General features: G+C 70.3%; 23 protein-coding genes and 1 pseudogene. 3 read left to right on the forward strand and 21 right to left on the reverse strand.

Annotated elements, in window-relative coordinates:
* Positions 1 to 86: 86 nt before the first annotated feature.
* Both ET445_RS14060 and tyrS read right to left on the reverse strand, forming a co-directional pair.
* Positions 87 to 1,481: a CoA transferase gene (locus tag ET445_RS14060; RefSeq protein WP_129191828.1), complete on the reverse strand. Its 1,395-nt coding sequence runs from the start codon at positions 1,479 to 1,481 to the stop codon at positions 87 to 89.
* An 83-nt stretch (positions 1,482 to 1,564) separates the two neighbouring features.
* Entirely contained in the window at positions 1,565 to 2,866 is a 1,302-nt protein-coding gene (tyrS, locus tag ET445_RS14065; protein WP_129191829.1) for a tyrosine--tRNA ligase, read from the reverse strand.
* 117 nt (positions 2,867 to 2,983) lie between these two features.
* Here tyrS and ET445_RS14070 point away from each other — a divergent pair, with 117 nt between their 5' ends.
* Entirely contained in the window at positions 2,984 to 3,592 is a 609-nt protein-coding gene (locus ET445_RS14070) for a DNA-binding protein (RefSeq protein WP_129191830.1), read from the forward strand.
* The gene (locus tag ET445_RS14075; RefSeq protein ID WP_129191831.1) at positions 3,589 to 4,203 is read left to right on the forward strand and encodes a hypothetical protein; all 615 of its coding nucleotides are present in this window, start codon (positions 3,589 to 3,591) and stop codon (positions 4,201 to 4,203) included. The genes ET445_RS14070 and ET445_RS14075 overlap by 4 nt, the downstream gene beginning before the upstream one ends.
* A 45-nt stretch (positions 4,204 to 4,248) precedes the next feature.
* Here ET445_RS14075 and ET445_RS14080 read toward each other — a convergent pair whose 3' ends face one another.
* The 18 genes and pseudogenes from ET445_RS14080 to infC form a co-directional block, all read right to left on the reverse strand.
* Positions 4,249 to 4,866: a DNA-3-methyladenine glycosylase gene (locus ET445_RS14080; protein ID WP_243695215.1), complete on the reverse strand. Its 618-nt coding sequence runs from the start codon at positions 4,864 to 4,866 to the stop codon at positions 4,249 to 4,251.
* The gene (gene argH / locus ET445_RS14085) at positions 4,863 to 6,305 is read right to left on the reverse strand and encodes an argininosuccinate lyase (protein WP_129191832.1); all 1,443 of its coding nucleotides are present in this window, start codon (positions 6,303 to 6,305) and stop codon (positions 4,863 to 4,865) included. Before argH ends, ET445_RS14080 begins: the two co-directional genes overlap by 4 nt.
* Positions 6,302 to 7,261, reverse strand: a complete 960-nt coding sequence (gene argF, locus ET445_RS14090) for an ornithine carbamoyltransferase (RefSeq protein ID WP_129191833.1) — start codon at positions 7,259 to 7,261, stop codon at positions 6,302 to 6,304. The genes argH and argF overlap by 4 nt, the downstream gene beginning before the upstream one ends.
* Before the next feature lie 50 nt (positions 7,262 to 7,311).
* Entirely contained in the window at positions 7,312 to 8,526 is a 1,215-nt protein-coding gene (locus ET445_RS14095; RefSeq protein WP_129191834.1) for an acetylornithine transaminase, read from the reverse strand.
* A pseudogene (gene argB / locus ET445_RS14100) lies at positions 8,523 to 9,430 on the reverse strand (acetylglutamate kinase). The gene ET445_RS14095 and the pseudogene argB overlap by 4 nt, the downstream one beginning before the upstream one ends.
* A gap of 7 nt (positions 9,431 to 9,437) precedes the next feature.
* Positions 9,438 to 10,595, reverse strand: a complete 1,158-nt coding sequence (gene argJ / locus ET445_RS14105; RefSeq protein WP_129191835.1) for a bifunctional glutamate N-acetyltransferase/amino-acid acetyltransferase ArgJ — start codon at positions 10,593 to 10,595, stop codon at positions 9,438 to 9,440.
* The gene (gene argC, locus ET445_RS14110; RefSeq protein WP_129191836.1) at positions 10,592 to 11,635 is read right to left on the reverse strand and encodes an N-acetyl-gamma-glutamyl-phosphate reductase; all 1,044 of its coding nucleotides are present in this window, start codon (positions 11,633 to 11,635) and stop codon (positions 10,592 to 10,594) included. The genes argJ and argC overlap by 4 nt, the downstream gene beginning before the upstream one ends.
* A gap of 225 nt (positions 11,636 to 11,860) precedes the next feature.
* Complete coding sequence (locus ET445_RS14115; RefSeq protein WP_341769713.1) at positions 11,861 to 12,148, reverse strand: hypothetical protein; 288 nt, start codon at positions 12,146 to 12,148, stop codon at positions 11,861 to 11,863.
* Between the two features lie 241 nt (positions 12,149 to 12,389).
* Entirely contained in the window at positions 12,390 to 14,948 is a 2,559-nt protein-coding gene (gene pheT / locus ET445_RS14120; protein ID WP_129191837.1) for a phenylalanine--tRNA ligase subunit beta, read from the reverse strand.
* Positions 14,949 to 14,950: 2 nt separating this feature from the next.
* On the reverse strand, positions 14,951 to 15,991 hold the full coding sequence (gene pheS, locus ET445_RS14125) for a phenylalanine--tRNA ligase subunit alpha (protein WP_129191838.1): 1,041 nt from the start codon (positions 15,989 to 15,991) through the stop codon (positions 14,951 to 14,953).
* Positions 15,992 to 16,039: 48 nt separating this feature from the next.
* Entirely contained in the window at positions 16,040 to 16,951 is a 912-nt protein-coding gene (locus ET445_RS14130) for an amino acid ABC transporter permease (RefSeq protein ID WP_129191839.1), read from the reverse strand.
* Positions 16,948 to 17,604, reverse strand: a complete 657-nt coding sequence (locus tag ET445_RS14135) for an amino acid ABC transporter permease (protein WP_129191840.1) — start codon at positions 17,602 to 17,604, stop codon at positions 16,948 to 16,950. Before ET445_RS14135 ends, ET445_RS14130 begins: the two co-directional genes overlap by 4 nt.
* Before the next feature lie 98 nt (positions 17,605 to 17,702).
* On the reverse strand, positions 17,703 to 18,605 hold the full coding sequence (locus ET445_RS14140) for a glutamate ABC transporter substrate-binding protein (RefSeq protein ID WP_129191841.1): 903 nt from the start codon (positions 18,603 to 18,605) through the stop codon (positions 17,703 to 17,705).
* Positions 18,606 to 18,674: 69 nt separating this feature from the next.
* On the reverse strand, positions 18,675 to 19,400 hold the full coding sequence (locus ET445_RS14145; RefSeq protein ID WP_424922853.1) for an amino acid ABC transporter ATP-binding protein: 726 nt from the start codon (positions 19,398 to 19,400) through the stop codon (positions 18,675 to 18,677).
* 155 nt (positions 19,401 to 19,555) lie between these two features.
* The gene (locus ET445_RS14150; RefSeq protein ID WP_129191842.1) at positions 19,556 to 20,356 is read right to left on the reverse strand and encodes a TrmH family RNA methyltransferase; all 801 of its coding nucleotides are present in this window, start codon (positions 20,354 to 20,356) and stop codon (positions 19,556 to 19,558) included.
* A gap of 100 nt (positions 20,357 to 20,456) precedes the next feature.
* Complete coding sequence (rplT, locus tag ET445_RS14155) at positions 20,457 to 20,843, reverse strand: 50S ribosomal protein L20 (RefSeq protein WP_129191843.1); 387 nt, start codon at positions 20,841 to 20,843, stop codon at positions 20,457 to 20,459.
* Positions 20,844 to 20,874: 31 nt separating this feature from the next.
* Complete coding sequence (rpmI, locus tag ET445_RS14160; protein WP_121476620.1) at positions 20,875 to 21,069, reverse strand: 50S ribosomal protein L35; 195 nt, start codon at positions 21,067 to 21,069, stop codon at positions 20,875 to 20,877.
* A gap of 79 nt (positions 21,070 to 21,148) precedes the next feature.
* Complete coding sequence (gene infC / locus ET445_RS14165) at positions 21,149 to 21,757, reverse strand: translation initiation factor IF-3 (protein WP_129191844.1); 609 nt, start codon at positions 21,755 to 21,757, stop codon at positions 21,149 to 21,151.
* 304 nt (positions 21,758 to 22,061) lie between these two features.
* On the opposite strand from infC, the gene ET445_RS14170 reads away from it, so the two are divergent.
* Entirely contained in the window at positions 22,062 to 22,424 is a 363-nt protein-coding gene (locus ET445_RS14170) for a DUF1844 domain-containing protein (protein WP_129192583.1), read from the forward strand.
* A gap of 51 nt (positions 22,425 to 22,475) precedes the next feature.
* Here ET445_RS14170 and ET445_RS14175 read toward each other — a convergent pair whose 3' ends face one another.
* Positions 22,476 to 23,303 (reverse strand): DNA-formamidopyrimidine glycosylase family protein, encoded by an 828-nt coding sequence (locus ET445_RS14175; protein WP_129191845.1) that lies wholly within the window; start codon positions 23,301 to 23,303, stop codon positions 22,476 to 22,478.
* Positions 23,304 to 23,350 lie beyond the last annotated feature (47 nt).

The raw sequence follows: 23,350 nt of genomic DNA on the forward strand, positions 1-23,350 counted from the left end.
ACCACAAAACCCCAGAACAACCCGCAAAAACTTCCTTCAGCTCCCCGACGCCCCTCGGCTTCGCCCGTCCGCCCACTCCCGCACGATCACGCCCAGTCGGCGGTGTCGCTTCCCCAGGCATGCGGCGGAGTCATCCATTCATCGTCGCTCCCGACATAGCCCGCTGCCGGACGCGGCACGACGACATCGCCGGCGGATCCGACGAGATGCTGCGCCTCGGCGACGCGATCGTCATCGCCGAGCTCGCCGGCGGGCGAACGATCGGGCGTTCGCGGGCCCCCAAGGAGTTCGGCCGCGGTGCGCCGAAGCGACATGCGGACGCCGCGAGCGTCTGTCGCGCCCCGTCCGTCGAGCACCGTCGTCACCGCGGCGGCGAGCAGGTACCCGGTCGCGTGGTCGAGCGCCTGCACGGGCAGCGCGCCCGGACGCTCGCCGTCGGGCGACTCGATCCAGGCGATGCCGCTCTCGGCCTGGACGAGACTGTCGAATCCGGCACGTTCCGCCTCGCCTGGGCCGAACCCCCACGCGCTCAACTGCGCGATGACGAGGGACGGATGTCTCGCAGCGAGCGTGCGCGGATCGAGTCCGAGCCGCTCGAGCGACGCCGGCCGATATCCGAGCACGAGCACGTCCGCCGCCGCGAGCAGGTCGTCGAAGCGGCGGCGATCCGACCGTGACCGCAGGTCGAGAAGCGCGGAGCGCTTGCCTGCGCCGCTATCAAGGTGCTGCCATCCGATCTCGGCGGGTTCGGGCGGGTCGATCCGAAGCACCTCGGCGCCGAAGAGCCCCAGCGTTCGGGTTGCGACGGGCCCCGCGATCACGCGGGTGAGATCGAGCACGCGGATGCCGTCGAGCGGGCGCCCCACCGGGCGGGACGCCCCGAGCGGCCGGCGATCGGATGTCTCGGAGTCGACGAGTTCGATGAGCGGCGCAGCCGCGCGAGCGGCGGTGTCTGCGGGATCTTCTCGGCTCACCACCACGCAGAGTCCGCCGGCCGCGGTGACGTCGGCCGAGACATCCGCCGCAGTTCGCGACTCGAGCGCCGACGCGAGTGCTGCACCTTCGGCGTCGGCAGAGAGGCCGAGCACCCGACGGAGCGCGGCAGCATGATGCGGATAGTTCGCGTGGGTGCGGACCCAGCCGTCGGAGGTCTGCCAGAAGCCCGACAGGGGCGCCCAGGCAGCGGGGCGCACGCCGTCGATCGCGAAGACGCGTTCGCTCCCGAACGCCGTTGCGATGCGAGCACCGCTCAGCCGAAGAGCCGGGACGCGCTCGCCGCCGGCCGCGATCGCCGCCGCAAAGCTCGCCGCCGCGACCGAGTCGGCAGCGAGCCCGGCGACGTCGAGTCGCGCGGGCAGCGGCGGCTCGGGCAGCGCCCCGACGAGCGCGAGTTCGCTCTCGTCACGGCCGAGCTCTCGCCACGCGCGCGCCAGGACACGTCGTGGGTCGAAAGCCGCGGCCGTGGCATCCGTGCCGTCCATGCGGTCAGGCTAACCGTCACGCGGGCTGCGCGCCGCAGCCACCCGCGAACCCGTGGCCTCTCGCGAGGCCACGGGCCGGGAACTCAGGAGACGAAGACGCCCGCGAGGGTCTTCTTGCCGCGGCGGAGCACGGCGAGGGCGCCCGACCCGGCGAAGTCGGCGAGCGTCGCCGACTCGTCGTCGACGCGACGGTTGTCGATCGAGACGCCGCCCTGCTTGATCGCGCGACGGCCCTCGCTGAGGCTCGCGACGAGACCGGTGTCGACAAGGAGCTGCGCGACGGGCGCGTCGGCCGCGGCCGTCGTGTTGGGGAGCTCTTCGAACGCCGACGCGAGCGTCGCGCGATCGAGCGACGCGAGGTCGCCCTGCCCGAAGAGGGCCTGCGAGGCCGCGATGACCGACGCCGTGGCATCCGCCCCATGGACGAGGGTCGTGACCTCTGACGCGAGCACGCGCTGGGCCTCGCGCTTGAACGGCTCCGCCTCGACGAGTGCGGCGAGCTCTTCGATGCGCGCGCGGCTGAGGAACGTGAAGACCTTGAGCCGGTCGATCACGTCGGCGTCGTCGGTGTTGAGCCAGAACTGGTAGAAGCGGTACGGGCTGCACATCTCGGGGTCGAGCCAGATCGCGTTGCCCTCGCTCTTGCCGAACTTCGTGCCGTCGGAGTTCGTGATGAGCGGCGTGCCGATCGCGTGCGCCGAGACGCCCTCGACGCGATGGATGAGGTCGGTGCCGCTCGTGAGGTTGCCCCACTGGTCGCTGCCGCCCGTCTGCAGGACGCAGCCGTACAGTCGGTAGAGCTCGAGGAAGTCGAAGCCCTGGAGGATCTGGTAGCTGAACTCGGTGTACGAGATGCCCGCGTCGGAGTTCAGGCGCGAGGCGACCGCGTCCTTCTTCAGCATCGTGCCGACGCGGTAGTGCTTGCCGATCTCGCGCAGGAAGTCGATCGCGCTGAGTCCGGCCGTCCAGTCGAGATTGTTGACGAGGCGCACGGCGTTCTCGCCCTCGGCCGACAGGAAGCGGGACACCTGGGCCTGCAGGTACCCGACCCACTCGGCAACGGTCTCTTTCGTGTTGAGCGTGCGCTCGGCCGTCGGGCGGGGGTCGCCGATGAGTCCGGTCGATCCGCCGACGAGGCCGAGCGGCTTGTGGCCCGCGAGCTGGAGCCGGCGCAGCACGAGGAGCTGCACGAGGTTGCCGAGGTGCAGGCTCGGCGCGGTCGGGTCGAACCCGCAGTAGTACGTGATCGGCTCGCCCGCGAGGAGCTCTTTGAGCGCAGTCTGGTCGGTCGAGACGTGGACGAGGCCGCGCCAGACGAGCTCCTCCCAGACGTCTTCGAAGGAGGCGTCGTTCTGCTGGGTCGCGAGGATCACGGGGTCTGACACCCCGCAAGAGTATCAGCGGAATGATTCACGACTCACCCTTAACTCATCGGTGATTAATACTGTATGCTTACATCAAGCGCAATGAAGTCGGCAGGGTGAAGCGCAGGAAGGGGCACGATGATCGTCCTCACCGCGGATCAGGTCTCGAGTCGCACGAGCGCCGACCTCGCCGGCCTCGAACGCGACCGCATCCAACTCGAGCACGGCGACCGCCTGCTCCTGCCCGTCGCGCGCAACGCAGGCGACGAGATCCAGATGCTCACGGCCGACGCGCGCACCGCCGTCGACCTCGTCCTCGAGCTCACGCGCGACGGCGAATGGAGCGTCGGCGTCGGCGTCGGCTCGGTACGAGAACCGTTGCCCGAAGACATCCGGGAGGCCAGCGGCGACGCGTTCTTCGCCGCCCGCGACGCCGTCGATCGCGCGAAGAAGAGCACACCGCGAGTCGCGATCGAAGCCGACTCCCCCGACACCGCCCACGTCGAAGCGCTCTTCCGCCTCGCGCTCATCCTGCGCGAACGCCGCTCCGAGCAGGGCTGGGAGGTCTACGACCGACTCGTCGCGGGCGCCTCGCAATCCGAGATCGCCGATGCGCTCGGCGTGAGCGCCCCGGCGATCAGCGCGCGAGTCAAGTCGGCGAACATCCGCGCCGAGCTCGACGCGGTGCCCGCGCTCGCTAGGCTGCTCGCACAACTGGATGCCTCGACGGGAGCGCGACACGCATGAGCTACCTGCCCCCCTTCTTCTTCCTCGGCGCGATCGTCTGGGTGCTCTTCGTCCTCGCTCTCATCACCGCGGCCACGTTCTCGATCCTCGCCGCGGTGCGGCCGAAGAAGCCGTTCGTGTGGATCGCGGCGGGCTCGCTCGGCGCCGCCGTGCTCGCCGCCGCGGCGCTCGAAGGGCAGTCCGGGTTCGGAACCACACCGCTCGTCGTGCTGCTCGGCCTCACCGTCGCGGTGTTCGGCGGCAGCGCCGCAGCGGGCACGGCGCTCGACCTCGCCATGGGCAGGTCGGTCACGCCCGGGCTGCACGGCGGCATCATCGTCACCGACCGGCGCATCGACGCGGGCGTCGCGCCCGGTGTGAAGGGAGACGAGCGTCGACGGGAAGTGCTCCGCGGCGGACTCACGATCGGCGTGCTCGAACGGTTCGCGGCCGCCGCGACGATCATCGCCGGATTCCCCGAAGGGCTCGCGATCATCATCGCCGTCAAGGGCGTCGGCCGGTTCACCGAACTCGACGCGCCCGAAGCACGCGAGCGGTTCATCATCGGCACGTTCGCGAGCCTCATCTGGGCGTGCGCGGTCGGGCTCGCGGTGCGGCTCGCGATCGCCTGAGCTCTCGTCGCCGCGCTCGCGCGCGTGATCGCGGATGCCTCGCGCTCAGCCTTCGGCGCGCGGATGCCGCTTGTACGGCGACACACCCGGATCGCCCGGCAACCAGAACCGCCACGGGTAGTCCGCTCCCCCGCCGGCTCCTGAGACGCCGACGCGCGGGCCCTGCTCGTACGCCAGCGGCTCGACCGGCAGACTGAGCGCGTACGGCGGTGCGAGCAGGTCGTCGCCGCTCGCCGACAACGGCACGCCGAGCGCGAGCCCGAGTCTCGCCGGCCCGCGCGCGAGGTCGCGGTCGGACGCGCCGGGCCGCCGAACGCGCGCGAGCTCGATGCCCTCGACGACGGTCGCCCCGCGAAGGAGCACCGCCGAAGACACCCCCGGATGCCCCGACACGATGTTGAGGCACGTGTGCATGCCGTAGGTGAAATAGGCGTAGAGATGTCCGGCCTCGCCGAACATCACCCGATTGCGCTTGGTCTCTCCCCGGAACGAGTGCGATCCGGGATCGATGCCGACGCCTCGATAGGCCTCGACCTCGCTGAGCCGCACCGAAACGACGCCCTCGGGGGTCTCGTGCGACAGCACCGCACCGAGCAGGCGTGGCGCGAGTTCGACCGAGTCGATCGCGAGCGCCTCGCGAGTGGCCGGGATGAGGAGGGTCACTTGACCTCGGGCAGCCCCGACACGAGATGCCGTACCCGGTCGGCGAGCTTCGCGAACTGCTCGGCCACCCGCTCGGGCGCCGTGCCGCCGATGCCCGACCGGCTCGCGACCGAGCCTTCGATCGTCAACACCTCTCGCACGTCGGGCGTGAGGAGCGGCGACACCTCGGCGAGCGCCGCATCGTCGAGGTCTTCGAGCCCGACGCCGCGCTGCTCGGCGGCACGCACGAGCGCACCGGTGATCTCGTGGGCGTCGCGGAAGGGCACCTTGCGCTTCACGAGCCACTCCGCGACATCCGTCGCGAGTGAGAACCCGGCGGGCGCGAGCGCCGCCATCCGGTCGGTGTGGAAGGTGAGCGTCGCGATCATGCCCGTGAACGCGGGCAGCAGCACCTCGAGCGTCTCGACCGAGTCGAACACCGGCTCTTTGTCTTCTTGGAGGTCGCGGTTGTAGGCGAGGGGAAGCGCCTTGAGCGTCGCGAGGAGGCCCGTGAGGTTGCCGATGAGCCGGCCCGACTTACCGCGCGCCAGTTCGGCGATGTCGGGGTTCTTCTTCTGCGGCATGATCGACGAGCCCGTCGAGTAGCCGTCGTGGAGGGTCACGAAGCCGAACTCCCGCGTGTTCCACAGGATGATCTCTTCGGCGATGCGCGACACGTCGATGCCGATCATCGCCGTCACGAACGCGAACTCGGCGACGACGTCGCGGCTCGCGGTGCCGTCGATCGAGTTCTCCGACGGCGTCGCGAGGCCGAGGTCGTGGGCCACGGATGCGGCGTCGAGGCCGAGCGTCGACCCGGCGAGCGCGCCGCCGCCGTACGGCGAGACATCCGCGCGCTTCGTCCAGTCGACAAGCCGTTCGAGGTCGCGCGAGAGCGCCCACGCGTGCGCGAGGAGGTGGTGTGCGAGGAGCACGGGCTGCGCGTGCTGGAGGTGCGTGCGACCCGGCATGATGGCGGTGCGGTGCGCGTCGGCTTGCGCGGCGAGCGCGTCGACGAGGTGCACGAGGTCGCGTCCGATGGTCGCGGCGTGGTCCTTCAGGTAGAGGCGCACGAGGGTTGCGATCTGGTCGTTGCGGCTGCGGCCGGCGCGGAGCTTGCCGCCGATCTCGGGGCCGACCTCGGCGATGAGCGCCGCCTCGAGGGCGCCGTGGACGTCTTCGTCGGTGTCGGTCGCGACGAGGTCGCCCGACTCGATGCGGGCTTCGAGGGCGTCGAGGCCCGCGAGCATGGCGTCGAGTTCGGATGCCTCGAGGTAGCCCGCTGCGGCGAGCGCGCGGGCGTGGGCGCGCGACCCGGCGAGGTCGTAGCGGGCGAGCTGCCAGTCGAAGTGCGTCGACTTCGAGAGTCGCTGCAGCTCTGGTGACGGGCCGCTCGCGAAGCGGGCGCCCCAGAGCGAGCCTTCGTTGGTGCCGTGCGGTTCGGTCGACTCGGTCGTCATCGTGCGTTCTCCTCGGAGTGGGCGGCGGCGTTCGCGTTCTTCGCGAGGAGCCAGACGAGGAGCGCCTTCTGCGCGTGCAGGCGGTTCTCGGCTTCGTCCCACACGAGCGAGTGCGGTCCGTCGATGACGGACGCCTCGACCTCGTAACCGCGGTAGGCGGGCAGGCAGTGGAGGAATACGGCGTCGGCGGACGCTTCGCCGAAGAGCGCGTCGGTCACGCCGTAGTCGCCGAAGACGGCGAGGCGTTCGGCCTTCTCGGCCTCCTGGCCCATCGACACCCAGGTGTCGGTGACGACGACGTCGGCGCCCGAGACCGCTTCGCGCGGGTCGACCGTGACGACGACCGATCCGCCCGTCTCAGCTGCGATCCGGCGCGCGTCCTCGACGATGTCGGCGCGCGGAGCGTAATCGGCGGGCGATCCGATACGGACGTGCATGCCTGCGGTGACGCCCGCGAGCAGGTAGGAATGGGCCATGTTGTTGGCGCCGTCGCCCACGTAGGCGAGCGTGCGGCCCGCGGTCTCGCCGAAGTGCTCGCGCACCGTCAAGAGGTCGGCGAGGAGCTGGCACGGATGGAAGTCGTCGGAGAGTGCGTTGACGACGGGGACGGTCGTGCCATCCGCCATCTCTTCGAGACCGGCCTGCGAGAAGGTGCGCCACACGATCGCCTCGACCTGGCGCTCGAGGACGCGCGCGGTGTCGGCGATCGACTCTTTCGCACCCAACTGGCTCTCGGTCGACGAGATGACGAGCGGCACGCCCCCGAGGTCGGCGATGCCGACCGAGAAGGAGACGCGCGTGCGGGTCGAGGTCTTGTCGAAGATGACGGCGACGGTGCCGGGGCCCGCGAGCGGGCGTTCGGCGTAGCGGTCGGCCTTCAGCCGAATCGCGAGGTCGAGGATCTCGGCCTGTTCGGCGGGCGACAGGTCGTCGTCGCGGAGGAAATGGCGGGTCATGAGGCGATACTGCCTTTCACGGGTGCGGTTCGCAGTGGAAGTCGGTGACGTCAGGAGAGGGACGCGACGGATGTCTCGGCGAGGACGGTCTCGAGCGCACGCCCGAACCGGTCGGCGAACTCGTCGAGCTCGGCATCGCCGATGATGAGGGGCGGCGCGAGGCGGATCGTCGAGTCGTTCGCGGCGTTGACGATGAGGCCGGCGTCGAGCGCCGCGTGCATGACCTGCACGGCGACGGGCTCGGCGAGCGCGACGCCGAGCAGCAGTCCGCGACCGCGGACGCCGGTGACGAGCGGCGAACCGATGGCCTCGATGCGCTCACGGAGCGCGACACCGTTGACGGCCGCGCGCTCGACGAGTCCGGCCCGCTCGATCTCGCCGAGCACCGCGTTCGCGACGGCCGTCGCGAGCGGGTTGCCGCCGAACGTCGAGCCGTGCTGGCCCTTCTGGTAGAGGTCGCTCGTCGCGCCGAAGGTCACGAGTCCGCCGATCGGGAATCCGCCGCCGATGCCCTTCGCGATCGTGATCGCGTCGGGCGTGATGCCCGCGTGCTGGAACGCGAACCATGCACCCGTGCGGCCGGCGCCCGTCTGGATCTCGTCGACGATGAGGAGCGCGCCGTGTCGGGTCGTCAACTCGCGGGCCTTCTCGAGGAACCCGTCGGGCAATTCGACGACGCCGGCTTCGCCCTGGATCGGTTCGACGAAGAGGGCGGCGACCGAGTCGTCGATGGATGCCTCGAGCGCCTCGAGCGTCGCGGGGATGTGCTCGATGCCGCCGATGAGGGGCTCGAACGGCTGCCGCATGTGCGGCTTGCCGGTGAGCGCGAGCGCTCCGGTCGTGCGGCCGTGGAACGCGTCGACGAGCGCGAGGACGCGAGTGCGCGCCCCGCCCGAGTTGTTCAGGCGTGCGAGCTTGAGCGCGGCCTCGTTCGCCTCGGCGCCCGAGTTGCCGAACCAGGCACGGCCGCCGTCGGTCGTCCCCGCGAGCCGCGTCACGCGCTCGGCGAGTTCGATCGCGGGCTCGGTCGCGAAGTAGTTGGAGACGTGCGCGATCTTCGACGCCTGCGCCGTCACAGCCTCGACGAACACGGGGTGCGCGTGGCCGAGCGCGTTGACGGCGATGCCCGCGAGGAAGTCGAGGTACTCGTTGCCCTCGTCGTCCCACACCCGCGCGCCGTCGCCGCGTTCGAGCTTGCGCAGCGGCATCCCGATCGAACGCATGATGCGCTCGTCGAACCGTGACTGCCAAGTGCCGCCGCTCATGCGTCGTCCTCCGTTCCTGCGGGCACCACTTCGGTGCCCGATCCCTGCTTCGTGAACACCTCGAGCAGGATCGAGTGCGGCTCACGGCCGTCGATGATGGCCGCCTTCGGCACCCCGCCGTCGACCGCCTCGAGGCACGCGGTCATCTTGGGGATCATGCCCGACTCCAGGCTCGGCAGGAGCGCTTCGAGTTCGGGCACTTCGATGACCGAGACGAGCGAGTCGCGGTTCGGCCAGTCGCGGTAGAGGCCTGCGACATCCGTCAGGATGACGAGTTTCGCGGCGCCGAGTGCGATCGCGAGCGCTGCCGCCGCGGAGTCGGCGTTGACGTTGAGCGACTGCCCCGGGCGGTCGCCGTCGGGCGCGATCGAGGAGACGACGGGGATGCGCCCGGCGTCGAGGAGCGCCTGCACGGCCGCCGGGTCGACCCTGACGACGTCGCCGACGAGACCCAGGTCGACCTCTTCGCCGTCGACGATCGCCCCCGGCGCCGGCCCGTGAAAAGCCCGGCGTCTTCACCCGACACGCCGCTCGCGAGCGGTCCGTGCCGGTTGATGAGGCTCACGAGCTCACGGTTCACCTGGCCCGTGAGCACCATCCTGACGACGTCCATCGCTTCGGGCGTCGTGACCCGGTAGCCGCCGCGGAACTCGCTCGCGATGCCCAGCCGGTCGAGCATGGAGGAGATCTGCGGGCCGCCGCCGTGGACGACGACGGGCTTGATGCCCGCGTAGCGGAGGTACACCATGTCTTCGGCGAACGCCTGTTGGAGTTCGGGGCTCACCATGGCGTTGCCGCCGAACTTCACGACGATGGTCTCGCCGTGGAAGCGTTTCAACCACGGCAGGGCCTCGATGAGCGTGCGCGCCTTCTCGGCTGCCTCGAGTGCTTCGGTCTCGGTCATCGTCGGCTCAGCTCGAGTAGGCGCTGTTCTCGTGCACGTAGTCGTGCGTGAGATCGTTCGTGCGAATGGCGGCGGATGCCTCGCCCGCGTGCAGTTCGATGAGCACGTGTGTGGCACGCGGCGTGAGGTCGACCTCGTCGCGCGGCCGGTCGGGGCGACCCGCGTGGCAGACCTGCACGCCGTTCATCGACACGTCGACGAGGTAGGGATCGAACGGTGCCTGCGTCGTACCGATCGCGGCGAGCACCCGGCCCCAGTTGGGGTCGTTGCCGAAGATCGCGGCCTTGAAGAGGTTGTTACGGGCGACCGAGCGGCCGACCTCGACGGCGTCGTCTTCGGTCACGGCGCCCACGACCTCGATCGTGATGTCGTGGCTCGCGCCCTCGGCGTCGGCCTGCAGTTGCGAGGCGAGCGAATCGCACGCGGCCGTCACCGCCGCCGTGAGCTCTTCGAGCGTGGGCGTGACGCCCGAGGCGCCGCTCGCGAGGAGCGTCACCTGGTCGTTCGTCGACATGCAGCCGTCGGAGTCGAGCCGGTCGAACGTCACGCGCGTCGCGGCGCGGAGCGCCGTGTCGAGGTCGGATGCCTCTGCCGCCGCGTCGGTCGTCAGCACGACGAGCATCGTGGCGAGGCCGGGAGCGAGCATGCCCGCGCCCTTCGCCATGCCGCCCACCGTCCAGCCGCCGCCGTCGACCACGACGGTTTTGGGCTTCGAGTCGGTCGTCATGATGGCCCGGGCCGCATCGGCGCCCGCTTGCTCGTCGGAGCCGAGCCGGTTCGCCGCCGACAGCACGCCCTCTTCGAGGACCTCGCCGTCGAGCTGGTCGCCGATCAACCCCGTCGAACACACGAGCACGTCGCCCGCCGACACGCCGAGCGCCGACGCCGCCGCCTCGGCCGTGCGGTGCGTCACCTGGAACCCCTCGGGGCCGGTGAAGCAGTTCGCCCCGCCCGAGTTGAGCACGATCGCCGAGACGACGCCGTCGACGACGACCTGCTGCGACCAGATGATCGGATTGGCCTTCGCCCGGTTCGACGTGAAGACGGCGGCGCCCGCCTGCGACGGTCCGCGGTTCACGACGACCGCGAGGTCGAGCGCGCCGGTGCGCTTGATGCCCGCGGCGATGCCCGCCGCTTCGAAGCCTTGCGCGGCGGTGACGGTCACGGGGCGACTCCGTTCACGGGAAGGCCGGTCGACTCGGCGAGACCGAGCGCGATGTTGGCGGATTGGATGGCGGCACCCGCGGTGCCCTTCACGAGATTGTCGACGGCGGCGATCACGACGACACGACCCGCAGCCTCGTCGACGGCGAGGCCGATGAGCGCGGTGTTCGCGCCCGTGACATCCGAAGTCTTCGGGAACTCGCCCTCGGGAAGCAACTGCACGAACCGCTCCCCCGCGTACGCGTCCTCCCACGCGGCGCGCACTTGCGCCGCCGTCGTGCCCGGCACGAGCTTCGCCGACGAGGTCGCGAGGATGCCCCGCGCCATCGGCACGAGCACGGGCGTGAACGAGATCGTCGGCTCCGATGCGCCCGCCCACCGCAGCGCCTGCTGGATCTCGGGGATGTGCCGGTGCGTGCCGCCGACGGCATACGGGTTCGCCGAGCCGAGGATCTCGGACGCGAGGAGGTGGGGCTTCAAGCTCTTGCCGGCCCCCGACGGGCCGACCGCGAGCACGGACACGAGGTCGTGCTCGTCGATGACGCCTGCCCGGATGCCCGGGGCGAGCGACAGCGCGACGGTCGAGGCGTTGCAGCCCGGTGCCGCGATGCGCCGCGACTTCGCGAGCCGGTCGCGCTGCGTGCCCTGGAGCCGCGGCAGTTCGGGCACCCCGTAGGCCCACGACCCGTGATGCTCGCCGCCGTAGAACGCCGCCCAGTCGACAGGCGACTCGAGTCGGTGGTCGGCACCGCAGTCGATCACGAGCGTGTCCTCGGAAAGCTCGGCGGCCACGGCCCCTGACGCGCCGTGCGGCAGCGCCAGGAAGACGACGTCGTGCCCCGCGAGCGTCTCGGCCGAGGTCTCTTTGAGCGTCAGATGCGTGTAGCTGCGCAGGTGCGGCTGCGCTGCGACGAGCGGCTGGCCGGCGCTCGAGTGCGCCGTGACGGTGCGGACTTCGAAATCGGGGTGATCGGCGAGGAGCCGAAGGATTTCTCCACCGGCATAGCCGGATGCGCCGGAAACGGCGACGGAGTAGGTCATGGATCCACCTTAGGACTGTGCGAACGAGGGTCTCGACTCCGGCGACGCCCGCACAGGGTCGGCTCAGGCCGACGCGGGGGTCGCCGAGATTCGGCGCTCGCCACGACGTCGGACGCGCAGCACCGCCGCGCGAGCTGCGCGGGATGGGGCGACCAGGACGGTGGACATGTCAGGCACCATATCCGCGGGAGGCTGCCGAGTGCAAACCGAGCGGATGCCTCAGGGTCACACGGCGCCGCGCGTGTGCACCCACGCGCGGTCGACGAGGGACGCGAGGACGTCGAGGTCGATCGTCGAGAGGCGGCCGACCCAGAGGCATCCGACGCCGATCTTGACCTTGCCGAGCTGGGCGACCAGCTCGTCGACGCCGTGCTCGCGGAGGTGTGGCTCATGCAGGCCGTAGAGCGAGATCGACGCCTTGCGCGGCGAGAACGCGACGACCGGCCACTCCCCTCGCGGCCTGCTGCCGTGCGCGTGTGCACGAGCCCGTAGCCGATGATCGACGGCCCCCACATGACGGCGTCGGTGCCGGTCACGCGGTCGAACAGGTCTCGGAGCTCCCATCCGTCTTCGCGTCGGCCTGCGGGCTCGACGCGGTCGAGGAACTCGGCGACGGATGACCCGGTCGGCTGCGTCTTCGCTTCGGCCATGCCTCAGGGTACCGCCGGGGCGCTTCCGGAGACACCGGTCGAGACGGCGAACGCCGACCCCGAGGCATCCGGATGCCTCGAAGCCGGCGTTCGAACCGGGTCGCTCAGTCGCGGATGGCTGCCCCGAAGCGCGCGCCTGCGAGCGCCGAGCCCGCGAGCTTCGCCTCGCTCGCCTCGGCCGCAGTCAGCGTGCGGTCGGGGGCGCGGAAACGCAACGCGAACGTGAGGCTCTTCGCGTCGGCGGCGACACCCTGGCCGCGGTAGTCGTCGACGAGCTCGAGGTGCTCGAGCAGCTCGCCCGCGCCTTCGCGCACGGCCGCCGCGACCTCGCCCGCGGGCACGTCGCGCGCCACGACGAGCGACAGGTCTTGCGTCGCGGCCGGGAACGTGCCGATGGGCGTCGCCTCGACGGGACGGTCGCCCGCGGCGATGACGGCGTCGAGGTCGAGCTCGGCGACCGCGACCACACGCGGCAGGTCGAGCTCGGCGGCGAGCGCCGGGTGCAGCTCGCCCGCGAAGCCGACGCGCTCGCCCGCGACGCGGAGCTCGGCCGTGCGACCCGGGTGGAGCGCAGCATGACGGCCCTGCGCGATCTCGATCTCGACGCCCGTCGCGAGCGCGATGCGGCGCACGCGGTCGAGCGCGTCGGCGAGGCCCACGGCGACCGCCGGACGGCCCGGCGCCTTCTGCAGCAGCGAGCCCGTGAGGAGCACGGCGGCGTGCCGCGGCTGCACGGGGATGCCCGCGCGGAGCGCGGCGAGCTCGGCGTCGGACGGCAGCGCCCCGCCCGCGGGCAGGTCGGCCGAGCCGAGCGTGCCGTCTTCGGACGGCAGGAAGACGAGCCCGAGTTCGAACACGTCGAGGTCGACGAGTCCGCGCGAAAGGTTGCGGCGTGCAACCTCGACGAGACCCGGAAGCAGCGACCGGCGCAGGTAGGGACGCGTCGCATCGAGCGCGTTCGCGACCTTCACCTGCGCGACCGGCGAGCCGTCGACGCTGCCGAAGCGCTGGTTGTCGGCGTCGGCCGTGAACGGGAACGCGAGCACCTCGGTCGAGCCCGAGCCCGCCAGCACGTCGGCGACCTGCTTGCGCAGGCGCTGCGAACGCGTGAGGCCGCGACCGGGCGGCGCGACGGGCAGCACGGCCGGGATGCGGTCGTAGCCGACGAGTCGGGCGACCTCTTCGGCGAGCTCTTCGCGGCCCGTGAGGTCGGGGCGCCAGCTCGGCGGCACGACCTCGAGCGCGCGGTCGACGGGCGTCACGACGGCGCCGATCTCGGCGAGCGCATCGTGCACCTCGGCGGCCGTGTAGTCGACGCCGATGAGGCGCGACACGAAGGCGTCGGGAAGAATGATCGCCTCGCGCGCGGGCGCGCCGCCCACGACGGGTGCGACCGCGTCGACCGAGCCGCCCGCGAGGTCGGCCATGAGCTGAGCGACCCGCGCCGCGGCCGCCGCCGCGATCTCGGGGTCGACGCCGCGCTCGAAGCGCTTGGACGCCTCGCTCGGCAGCTTGTGCCGACGCGCCGTGCGCGCGATCGACACCGGGTCGAAGTTCGCCGCCTCGATCAAGACGTTGGCGGTGGCGTCCGAGATCTCGGTCTCGGCGCCGCCCATCACGCCCGCGAGGCCGATCGCGCCGCGGTCGTCGGTGATGAGGAGGTCTTCGGCGTCGAGCTTCCGCACCTTGCCGTCGAGGGTCTCGAGGGTCTCGCCGGCGCGGGCCCGGCGCACGACGATGCCGCCCCGCAGGAGGTCGAGGTCGTAGCCGTGGATCGGCTGGCCGAGTTCGAGCATGACGTAGTTCGTGATGTCGACGAGGAGCGACAGCGAGCGGATGCCCGCGAGCTTCAGCCGCGCGATCATCCACGGGGGCGTCGGACGGGTCGCGTCGACGCCGCGCACGATGCGCGTCGCGAACACGGATGCGCCGACCTTGCCGCGGATGGGCGACTCGTCGGCGATCGCCACGGGGAACGCCGTGCCGTCGGCAGCGGCCGAGCCCGAGGCATCCGTCGTCTCGACCGCGCGCGCGGCGACCGCCCCGACCGGGTCGCGGAAGACCGCGCCCGTGGCGTGCGCGTACTCGCGCGCGACGCCGCGGATCGAGAACGCGTAGCCGCGGTCGGGCGTGACGTTGATCTCGACGGCCGCGTCGTTCAGGCCGAGGAGCGCGATCGCGTCGGTGCCGACGGGCGCGTCGACACCGAGCGTCGAGAGCCGCAGGATGCCGTCGTGGTCGTCGCCGAGGCCGAGCTCCTTCGTCGAGGCGATCATGCCGTCGGAGACGTGCCCATAGGTCTTGCGCGCCGCGATCGGGAACGGACCCGGCAGCGTGGCACCCGGCAGCGTCACGACGACCTTGTCGCCCACGAAGAAGTTGCGCGCACCGCACACGATGCCGTGCACGGCCTCGCCGCCGTCGGCCGCGACCTCGCCCTCGGGCGCGACGCGCACCTGGCACCAGCGGATCGTCTTGCCGTTGGACTGCGGCTCCTCGACGAACTCGAGGACCTCGCCCACGACGATGGGCCCGGACACCTCGAAGGCGTGCACGCCCTCTTCTTCGAGCCCGACCTTCACGAGGGCGGCGTGGACGTCTTCGGGCGTCGTGCCCGGCTTGAGCTCGACGTACTCGGCGAGCCAGGAAAGAGGCACGCGCATGATCAGACCACCATTCCGAACTGCTGGGAGAAGCGGACATCGCCCTCGGCCATGTCGCGCATGTCTTGCACGCCGTCGCGCAGCATGAGGCCGCGCTCGACGCCCATGCCGAACGCGAAGCCCGTGTACACGTCGGGGTCGATGCCCGCCGAACGCAGCACGTTCGGGTGCACCATGCCGCAGCCGCCCCACTCGATCCAGCGCGCGCCGCCCTTGAAGGTCGGGTGCCAGAAGTCGAGCTCGGCGCTCGGCTCGGTGAACGGGAAGAAGCTCGGACGCAGACGCACCTGCGCCTCGTCGCCGAAGATCGACTTCACGAAGTGGTCGAGCGTGCCCTTCAGGTGCGCCATCGTGAGGCCCTTGTCGACCGCGAGCCCCTCGAACTGCATGAAGACGGGCAGGTGCGTCGCGTCGAACTCGTCGGTGCGGTACACGCGGCCCGGCGCGAGCACGTAGATCGGCACCTCGCGGTCGAGCATCGAGCGCACCTGCACGGGGCTCGTGTGCGTCCGCAGCACGAGGTGCGATTCGGGCGGATCGATGAAGAAGGTGTCTTGCATGGCGCGCGCGGGGTGGTCGGCGTCGAAGTTCAACGCGTCGAAGTTGAACCACTCGCTTTCGACCTCGGGGCCTTCGGCGATCTCCCAGCCCATGCCCGTGAAGACCTCGCTCACCCGGTCTTGCAGAAGCGACAGCGGATGCCTCGCGCCCGCCTGGACGCGAGAGGGCAACGCCGTGACGTCCACCGCCTCGGCCGCGAGCTGCGCCTCGGCCTCGGCGGCCGTGATCTCGGCCTCGCGCGCCGTGAACGCCTGGTTCACGCGCCCGCGCGCCTGCCCGACGAGCTTGCCGAGAGCGGCCTTCTGATCGTTCGGCACATCGCGCAGGAGCGCGTTCAGCTGCGCGAGCGGCGACTTCTCGCCCGTGTGCTCGGTACGGACCTGCTTGAGCGCGGCGGAGTCGTCTGCCGCCGCGATCGCGGCGAGTGCCGCATCGACGGCCGCGTCGACCGCGGACTCGGTGATTTCTGTGGGCTCGGACACGAGGTACGAGTCTACCGGCGGGCGGATGCCTCGGCGTCGCCGTCGGGTTCAGCGCCCGTCGTGGCCGGCCGCGCCGTCGAGTCCGGACTGGACGGCGATCACCCGCGTCGCCGTCATCTCCTGGTCGAGCGCCTCCGGCGCTGCCGTCGCGATCTTGGCCGAGCGTCGAAGGCGCTTCTCGACCCGGACGGCGACGAGCGAGAGCAGCAGACAGAGCGCGATGTAGATGATGCCGACGACGATCGTCGCGGGCACGATGGGCGACCCGTACGTCGACTGCGAACCGATGTAGCGCGCGTAGAACAGGAGTTCTTGGTACGTGATGATGTAGCCGAGCGCCGTGTCTTTGAGGGTCACGACGAGTTGCGCGATGATGACCGGCAGCATCGCCCGGATCGCCTGCGGCAGCAGGATGAGCCGCATGACGCCGGACTTGCGGAGGCCGATCGCGTACCCCGCCTCGCTCTGCCCGCGCGGCAGCGCCTCGACGCCCGCGCGGAACACCTCGGCGAGCACCGATCCGTTGTAGGCGATGAGCGCGATGACGACCGCCCAGTACGGCTCCATCTTGACGCCGAGCACGGGCAGACCGTAGTAGAGCAGGAACATGAAGATGAGCACGGGCACCGCCCGGAGCAGCTCGACGACCGCCCCGACGGGAACCCGCACCCATGCGTGCACCGACATTCGCCCGATCGCGAGGATGAACCCGAGCGCGAGCGCGCCGACCGCCGCGACCGCGAACGCCTGCAGCGTGCGGAGGAGAGCCGCGCCGACCTGCAGCCACACGTTCGTGAACGTGAACGCGTACCACTTCTCGGCCGAGAACTGGCCGGTCTCCCACAGCCTCCACACGAAGAATCCCGCGATCGCCGCCACGACGACGATCGTCACGACGCCCAGGATGCGGTTCCGGGCGATCGCGCGAGGCCCGGGCACGTCGTAGAGCACGCTGCTCATCGGGCCACCTTCCACCGGTTCTCGAGCGCTCGCTGCGCCCACGACAAGAGCAGGACGAGCGCGACGAAGATCGCCATGACCCACAGCAGCACGATGAACTGGTTCTCGCCGTCTTCGCTCATGTTCGCGCGGATCGAGCCGAGGTTCACGACCGAGAATCCCGCCGCAACCGTCGTGTTCTTGAGCAGGGCGATGAAGACGCTCATCATGGGCGGGATGACCGAGCGGAACGCCTGCGGAAGCACGACGAGGGTCATCACCTGGCCGAACGTGAGCCCGAGCGCACGCGCCGCCTCGGCCTGGCCCACCGGGACCGTGTTGATGCCCGAACGGATCGTCTCGGCCACATACGTCGCCGTGTAGATGCCGAGCGCCGAGATCGCGAGCGTGAGAGACACCCCGCTCGTCAGACGAAGCCCGAGCAGCGGCGGCAGCGCGAACGCGAAGGCGAAGAACACGAGCGTGAGGGGGGTGTTGCGAATCGTGTTGACGTAGAGGATGCCGATGCCGCGCGCGATCGGCACGGGCGAGACGCGCATGGCGCCCACGAGCGTGCCGAGCACGAGGGCGAGCGCGCCGCCACCGAAGAAGAGCACGATCGTGCCGAGCAGGGTCTCGCCCCACAGCGGGAGGTAGTCGGTGATGACGCCCACGTGTGCTCCTCAGCGGTGTCGTGGATGACCCGGGTTCGCACCCGGAGGGAAGATCGGTCCCAGGGGAGCGGGCACGCCGCTCCCCTGGGACAGGCGGATCAGTCGACCGCGGGCTGCGTGCCCTGAATGCCCGCCGGAGCGAGGTTCAGGTCGAAGAGCGCCTGCCACACGTCGCCGCCGTTCGTGAACAGGTCGTTGATGTGCTGCTGCAGGACGGTGTCGCCCTTCGCGAGGCCGACGCCGTAGCGCTCCTCGCTGAACGGCTCGCCCGCGATCTTCAGTGCGTCGGGGTCTTGCGCGACGTACCCCGCGAGGATCGCCTCGTCGGTCGTGATCGCGTCGACCGAGCCGGCCTTCAGCTGCTCGACGCACTGCGAGTACGTGTCGTACTCGACCGTGTCGCCCGGGCTGAACTCGTCGCGAATGCGCTGCAGCGGAGTCGAGCCCGTCACCGAGCACACGATCTTGCCCGCGAGGTCGTCGGGGCCGTTGATGTCGGTGTTGTCGGCGGCGACGAGCAGGCCCTGGCCAGTGATGAAGTACGGACCCGCGAAGTCGATCTGCTCCTTGCGCTTGTCGGTGATCGAGTACGTGCCGACGTAGTAGTCGATGTCGCCGTTCACGATCGCCTGCTCGCGGTTGGCCGACGGGATCGTCTGGTATTCGATCTGGTCTTCGCCGAACCCGAGCGACGCGGCGATCCACTGCGCGATGCCGATGTCGAAGCCGCTGCGCTCACCGGTCGCGGCGTCTTCGTAGCCGAGGCCCGGCTGGTCGTTCTTCACGCCGATGATGACCTTGCCGCGTTCGGTCATGTTGTCGAACGTCGGGCTGCCCTCGAGGGCGACGTCGGTCGCGACCTCCCACAGGGCGCCCGTTTCCTCTTCGCCCGCTCCGGCGTCGCCGCCAGGATCGGCGGGAGAGCCGCTGTTGCACGCGGTGAGCGCGAGGGCCGCGACGGCCAGACCGGCGATGGCGCCGGCGATTCGTGTGGTTCGCATGATTCCTCCTGGTTTCGTGTCGTCTTCCGGGGTTTCGAGTCGGGTTGCGTCGGTTCGTTTCGGGCTGCGTCAGTGCGTGATGAGCTTGGAGAGGAAGTCTCTCGCGCGAGCGCTCTGCGGGTTCGTGAAGAACTCGTCGGGCGTCGCCTCTTCCACGATCTGGCCGTCGGCCATGAAGACGACGCGATCGGCCGCCTTGCGGGCGAAACCCATCTCGTGCGTGACGACGATCATCGTCATGCCGTCTTGCGCGAGGCGCACCATGACGTCGAGCACCTCGTTGATCATCTCGGGATCGAGGGCGCTCGTCGGCTCGTCGAAGAGCATGACCTTGGGATTCATCGCGAGCGCACGCGCGATCGCGACGCGCTGCTGCTGGCCCCCCGACAACTGGGCGGGCAGCTTCGACGCCTGCTGGCCGACGCCGACGCGATCGAGCAGCACCTTGGCGGCGGCCTCGGCGTCGGCCTTCGACTGCTTGCGGACCCTGATCGGTCCGAGCGTGACGTTGTCGAGCACCGTGAGATGCGCGAAAAGGTTGAACGACTGGAATACCATGCCGACATCTGCGCGGAGCGCTGCGAGCGCCTTGCCCTCTTGAGGCAGTTCGTCGCCGTCGATGCGGATCGACCCCGACGTGAACGTCTCGAGGCGGTTGATCGTGCGGCACAGGGTCGATTTGCCCGACCCCGACGGCCCGATGACGACGACGACCTCGCCCCGGCTGACGGTGAGCGACACGTCCTTCAACGCGTGGAACTGCCCGTAGTGCTTGTCGACGTGGTCGACCACCACGAGCGGCTCCCCCGGCGGACCGAGATGTTCGAGGTCGGCGGACTCGCTGGCGTGGGCTCCATATCCCCCAAACTAGGGATGCCGACGGCGCACACGCCAGGGCCTCGCCCACGCGGTTACCGATTCGTGACTCGTTCGAAACGAACGAGTGAAGCTCAGCTGCGGTGCGCGAACGCGCTCTCGTAGAGGCAGACCGAGGCCGCCGTCGCGAGGTTCATCGACTCGGCGTGCCCGTAGATCGGAACCGTCACGGCGCGATCGGCGAGCGCGAGCTGCGCGTCGGGAAGCCCGTGGGCCTCATTGCCGAACAGCCACGCCGTCGGCCGGGCGAGCACGCCCTCGGTGCGGATCGAGAGCAGGTCTTCACCCTTGACGTCGGCCGCGAGTACCGTGAGCCCCGCCGCGCGTGCGCGGGTCAGCACGTCTTCGAGTTCCGCGCCGACCGCGACCGGAAGGTGGAAGATCGACCCCGTCGAACTGCGCACGACCTTCGGGTTGTAGAGGTCGACGGCGCAACCGGTCAACACGACGGCGTCGGCGCCGGCCGCGTCGGCCGCACGCACGATCGTGCCGAGGTTGCCCGGATCGCGCACCTCCTCGAGGATCGCGACGAGCCTCGGCTTCGCGGCGAACACGTCTTTCACCGCCGTCGGGAACTGCCGGCACACGGCCACGAACCCCTGCGGCGTGACCGTGTCGGCCATCGACTCGAGCACCTCTTCGGTGACGTACTCGACCTCGACGCCCGCGACGACCGCCGCCTCCTCGATGCCCGGATACCGGTCGAGCGCCGTCGGCGTCGCGAACAGCTCGGTCACGAGCTCGGGCCGGAACTCGAGCGCCTCGGATACGGCCTGCGGCCCCTCGAGCAGGAACAGGCCGCTCTCGACGCGCGCAGGCTTCTTCGCGAGCTTCGCCACGGCGCGCACGCGCGGGGAACGGGGGTTCTCGAGCATGCGTCCAGTCTAGAGAACCGCCCGCTCGAGACATCCGGACACGCGAAAGGCCCCGTCCCTCTCGAACGAGGGACGGGGCCTTCGGAAACCGGAGCGGGGCTTACGCCGCGTTCTTCGGAGCGTTGACGTCGGCCGGGAGGGCCTTCTTCGCCGACTCGACGATCGACGCGAACGTCGCCGGCTCGTTGACCGCGAGCTCCGCGAGGATGCGACGGTCGACCTCGATGCCCGCGAGGGCGAGGCCCTGGATGAGGCGGTTGTAGGTCAGGCCGTGCTGACGCGACGCCGCGTTGATCCGCTGGATCCAGAGACGACGGAAGTCGCCCTTCTTCTTGCGACGGTCGTTGTACGAGTAGACGAGCGAGTGGGTGACCTGCTCCTTCGCCTTGCGGTAGAGGCGCGACCGCTGACCGCGGTAGCCCTCGGCACGCTCGAGGATGACCCGACGCTTCTTGTGGGCGTTGACTGCCCGCTTGACTCTAGCCATTTCGTGTTACTTCCTTACGGGGTCGTGCGGCTCAGCGGCCGAGCAGCTTGTTGATGACCTTGGCGTCGGGCGCCGAGAGGACCTTGTCCTGGTTGAGGCGGCGGGTGCGCACCGAGGACTTGCCCTCGAGGTTGTGGCGCATGCCGGCCTGCTGCTTCTTCAGCTTGCCGGTGCCGGTGATCTTGAAGCGCTTCTTGGCCCCGGAGTGGGTCTTCTGCTTCGGCATCTCGTGTCTCTCCTTGGTTCTGCCACCGCGCGTTGCGCGGCGGACGGGGGTGCCGGGTCGGAACCCGGTGGTCTTGGGGCTACTGGGCGTCGGACTCGACGGGCTCGGCCTCTTCGGCCGCACCGGGTCGTGCCTTCGCAGCAGCGCGCTGTGCGTTCGCCTCGGCCTTGGCCTCGGACTTGTTCTTCAGAGGAGCGATGACCATGACCATGTTGCGGCCGTCGATCGTGGGGTTGTGCTCGACCGTGCCGAACTCAGCCACGTCTTCCGCGAAGCGCTGGAGGAGGCGGACGCCCATCTCGGGACGCGACTGCTCGCGGCCCCGGAAGAGGATCATCGCCTTGACCTTGTCACCGGTCTTCAAGAAGCCGATGGCGCGCTTCATCTTGGTCTCGTAGTCGTGCTTGTCGATCTTGAGGCGGAACCGGACCTCTTTGAGGATCGTGTTCGCCTGGTTGCGCCGGGCCTCCTTGGCCTTCTGCGCAGCCTCGTACTTGTACTTGCCGTAGTCCATGATCTTGACGACCGGGGGACGCGAGTTCGGAGCGACCTCGACGAGATCGAGGTCGGCCTCCTGCGCCAGCCGCAGGGCCACCTCGATCTTCACGACGCCGACCTGCTCTCCGCCGGGGCCCACGAGGCGGACCTCGGGAACGCGGATACGGTCATTGGTACGCGGATCGCTGATGCGTGTCTCCTCTACTCGAACGATCTCTCAAGCTCGATCGGGAGACGGATGCCGCCCGACAGACGAGAGCGGAAATCCACGCGCACCCGCCCGGAATTCGAACAATCCGTGCGGCTGTGCGGCACCCTAGCTACCTGGACCCGGAGGAACAGGCGGAGTGCAACGACCCGGTAACCTTGATGAAGCGGTATGCGCGGGTGGGAGATTCTCCACTTTCGTACCGGGACATGCCCCGGAGCCCAAAGAAGTCTAGCAGAGGAATTCCGTGAGTAACACTTCAGCCGTGTCCGGCCCCGACGAGCGCATCTCCGACGAGCACCTTCACCACGACGTTTCCGAAGCCGTTTCCGACGCGACCCGCGACATCGCCGAGGTCCCCGCCGTCGAGGTCATCACGACCGCCGCGGTGCACCTCATGAGCGCCGCGGCGGTCAAGCTCGGCCTCGCCGACGACCCCGAGTCGCAGCTCGACCTCGACGACGCGCGCAAGCTCATCAACGCACTCGCCGGCCTCATCACGGCGGGCGCCCCCGAGATCAGCGACATGCACGCCCGCCCGCTTCGCGATGGCCTCCGCTCGCTCCAGCTCGCGTTCCGCGAGGCGTCGGTCATCCCCGACGAGATCGGCAAGGGCCCCGGCGAGAAGTGGACCGGGCCCGTCAGCTGACGGCCCCGCCCGCTCGGCGCGTGTGGTCGGGCGCGGCGCTTGCCCTGCCGGTCACCGCTGGCAGTTCGGGCACCAGAACGCGACGCGCTCCTGCGGGTCGGTGACCGAGTCGGCGACCGCCCGCCCGATCTCGCCGCGCTCGATGCGCGTGCCGCAGCGTCGGCACGGCTCCCCTGCCCTTCCGTAGACCCACAGGCGTTGTCCGCGGCGGTCGACGCCCGTCGTCACGCGTGCGACGCGGTCGCGGTTCGCGACGAGGAGGCGCCGGCCGAGGTCGACGACGGCCGGCAGGTCGGGCACGTCGCCGATCGGACGGTCGGGGCGGATGCCCCGGAGGAAGCACAGTTCGTTGACGTACACGTTGCCGAGGCCCGCGAGGTTCCGCTGGTCGAGGAGTGCGACGGCGACCGGAATGTCGGGCGGGGTCGCGGCGAGGCGGGCGACGGCTTCGGCCGCGGAGTGCGCCGCGGCCTCCGGGCTCGCGCCCCACTCCTCGCCGAGGAGGTCGGGTCCGAGGTACGCGAGCGCGGCGGCCTCATCGGCGCGCGGGAGCAGCTCGACGGTGCCGAGTTCGAACCCCACGACGACGGCGGCGGATGTCTCAAGCACGACGCGTGCGAGATGCCCCGGCTTCGTCCACCGCTCGCCCGGTGCGAAGACGCGCCACTCTCCTTCCATCTTGAGATGCGAGTGGATGCTCCACGCCGGTGTCCGCACGAGCAGGTGTTTGCCGCGCGCGACGACCTCGTCGACCCGTTCGCCCGAGAGGTCGGCGGTCGCGTACCGCGGCACCCGGAAGTCGGTGCGCGTGAGTTCCGCCCCCGCGAGGGCCGCGTGCAGGCGGCGGGCGGCCTGGAAGACGGTGTCACCCTCGGGCATGCGGCCTGCCTCGTCCGAGAAGTCTGCCCCGAGACATCCGGCCGTTC

Source organism: Agromyces protaetiae (assembly GCF_004135405.1).
Taxonomy (GTDB): Bacteria; Actinomycetota; Actinomycetes; order Actinomycetales; family Microbacteriaceae; genus Agromyces; species Agromyces protaetiae.

Excerpts from the sequence above, each read along its gene's own strand:
- ET445_RS14075 (WP_129191831.1), top strand. The coding sequence starts at position 3,589 with ATGAGCTACCTGCCCCCCTTCTTCTTCCTCGGCGCGATCGTCTGGGTG.
- rpmI (WP_121476620.1), bottom strand. The coding sequence starts at position 21,069 with ATGCCGAAGCAGAAGACCCACTCCGGGGCCAAGAAGCGCTTCAAGATC.
- argH (WP_129191832.1), bottom strand. The coding sequence starts at position 6,305 with ATGACGACCGAGTCGACCGAACCGCACGGCACCAACGAAGGCTCGCTC.
- ET445_RS14060 (WP_129191828.1), bottom strand. The coding sequence starts at position 1,481 with ATGGACGGCACGGATGCCACGGCCGCGGCTTTCGACCCACGACGTGTC.
- argC (WP_129191836.1), bottom strand. The coding sequence starts at position 11,635 with ATGACCTACTCCGTCGCCGTTTCCGGCGCATCCGGCTATGCCGGTGGA.
- ET445_RS14070 (WP_129191830.1), top strand. The coding sequence starts at position 2,984 with ATGATCGTCCTCACCGCGGATCAGGTCTCGAGTCGCACGAGCGCCGAC.
- ET445_RS14140 (WP_129191841.1), bottom strand. The coding sequence starts at position 18,605 with ATGCGAACCACACGAATCGCCGGCGCCATCGCCGGTCTGGCCGTCGCG.
- rplT (WP_129191843.1), bottom strand. The coding sequence starts at position 20,843 with ATGGCTAGAGTCAAGCGGGCAGTCAACGCCCACAAGAAGCGTCGGGTC.
- argF (WP_129191833.1), bottom strand. The coding sequence starts at position 7,261 with ATGACCCGCCATTTCCTCCGCGACGACGACCTGTCGCCCGCCGAACAG.
- ET445_RS14150 (WP_129191842.1), bottom strand. The coding sequence starts at position 20,356 with ATGCTCGAGAACCCCCGTTCCCCGCGCGTGCGCGCCGTGGCGAAGCTC.
- ET445_RS14130 (WP_129191839.1), bottom strand. The coding sequence starts at position 16,951 with ATGAGCAGCGTGCTCTACGACGTGCCCGGGCCTCGCGCGATCGCCCGG.
- pheT (WP_129191837.1), bottom strand. The coding sequence starts at position 14,948 with ATGCGCGTGCCTCTTTCCTGGCTCGCCGAGTACGTCGAGCTCAAGCCG.
- ET445_RS14175 (WP_129191845.1), bottom strand. The coding sequence starts at position 23,303 with ATGCCCGAGGGTGACACCGTCTTCCAGGCCGCCCGCCGCCTGCACGCG.
- ET445_RS14095 (WP_129191834.1), bottom strand. The coding sequence starts at position 8,526 with ATGAGCGGCGGCACTTGGCAGTCACGGTTCGACGAGCGCATCATGCGT.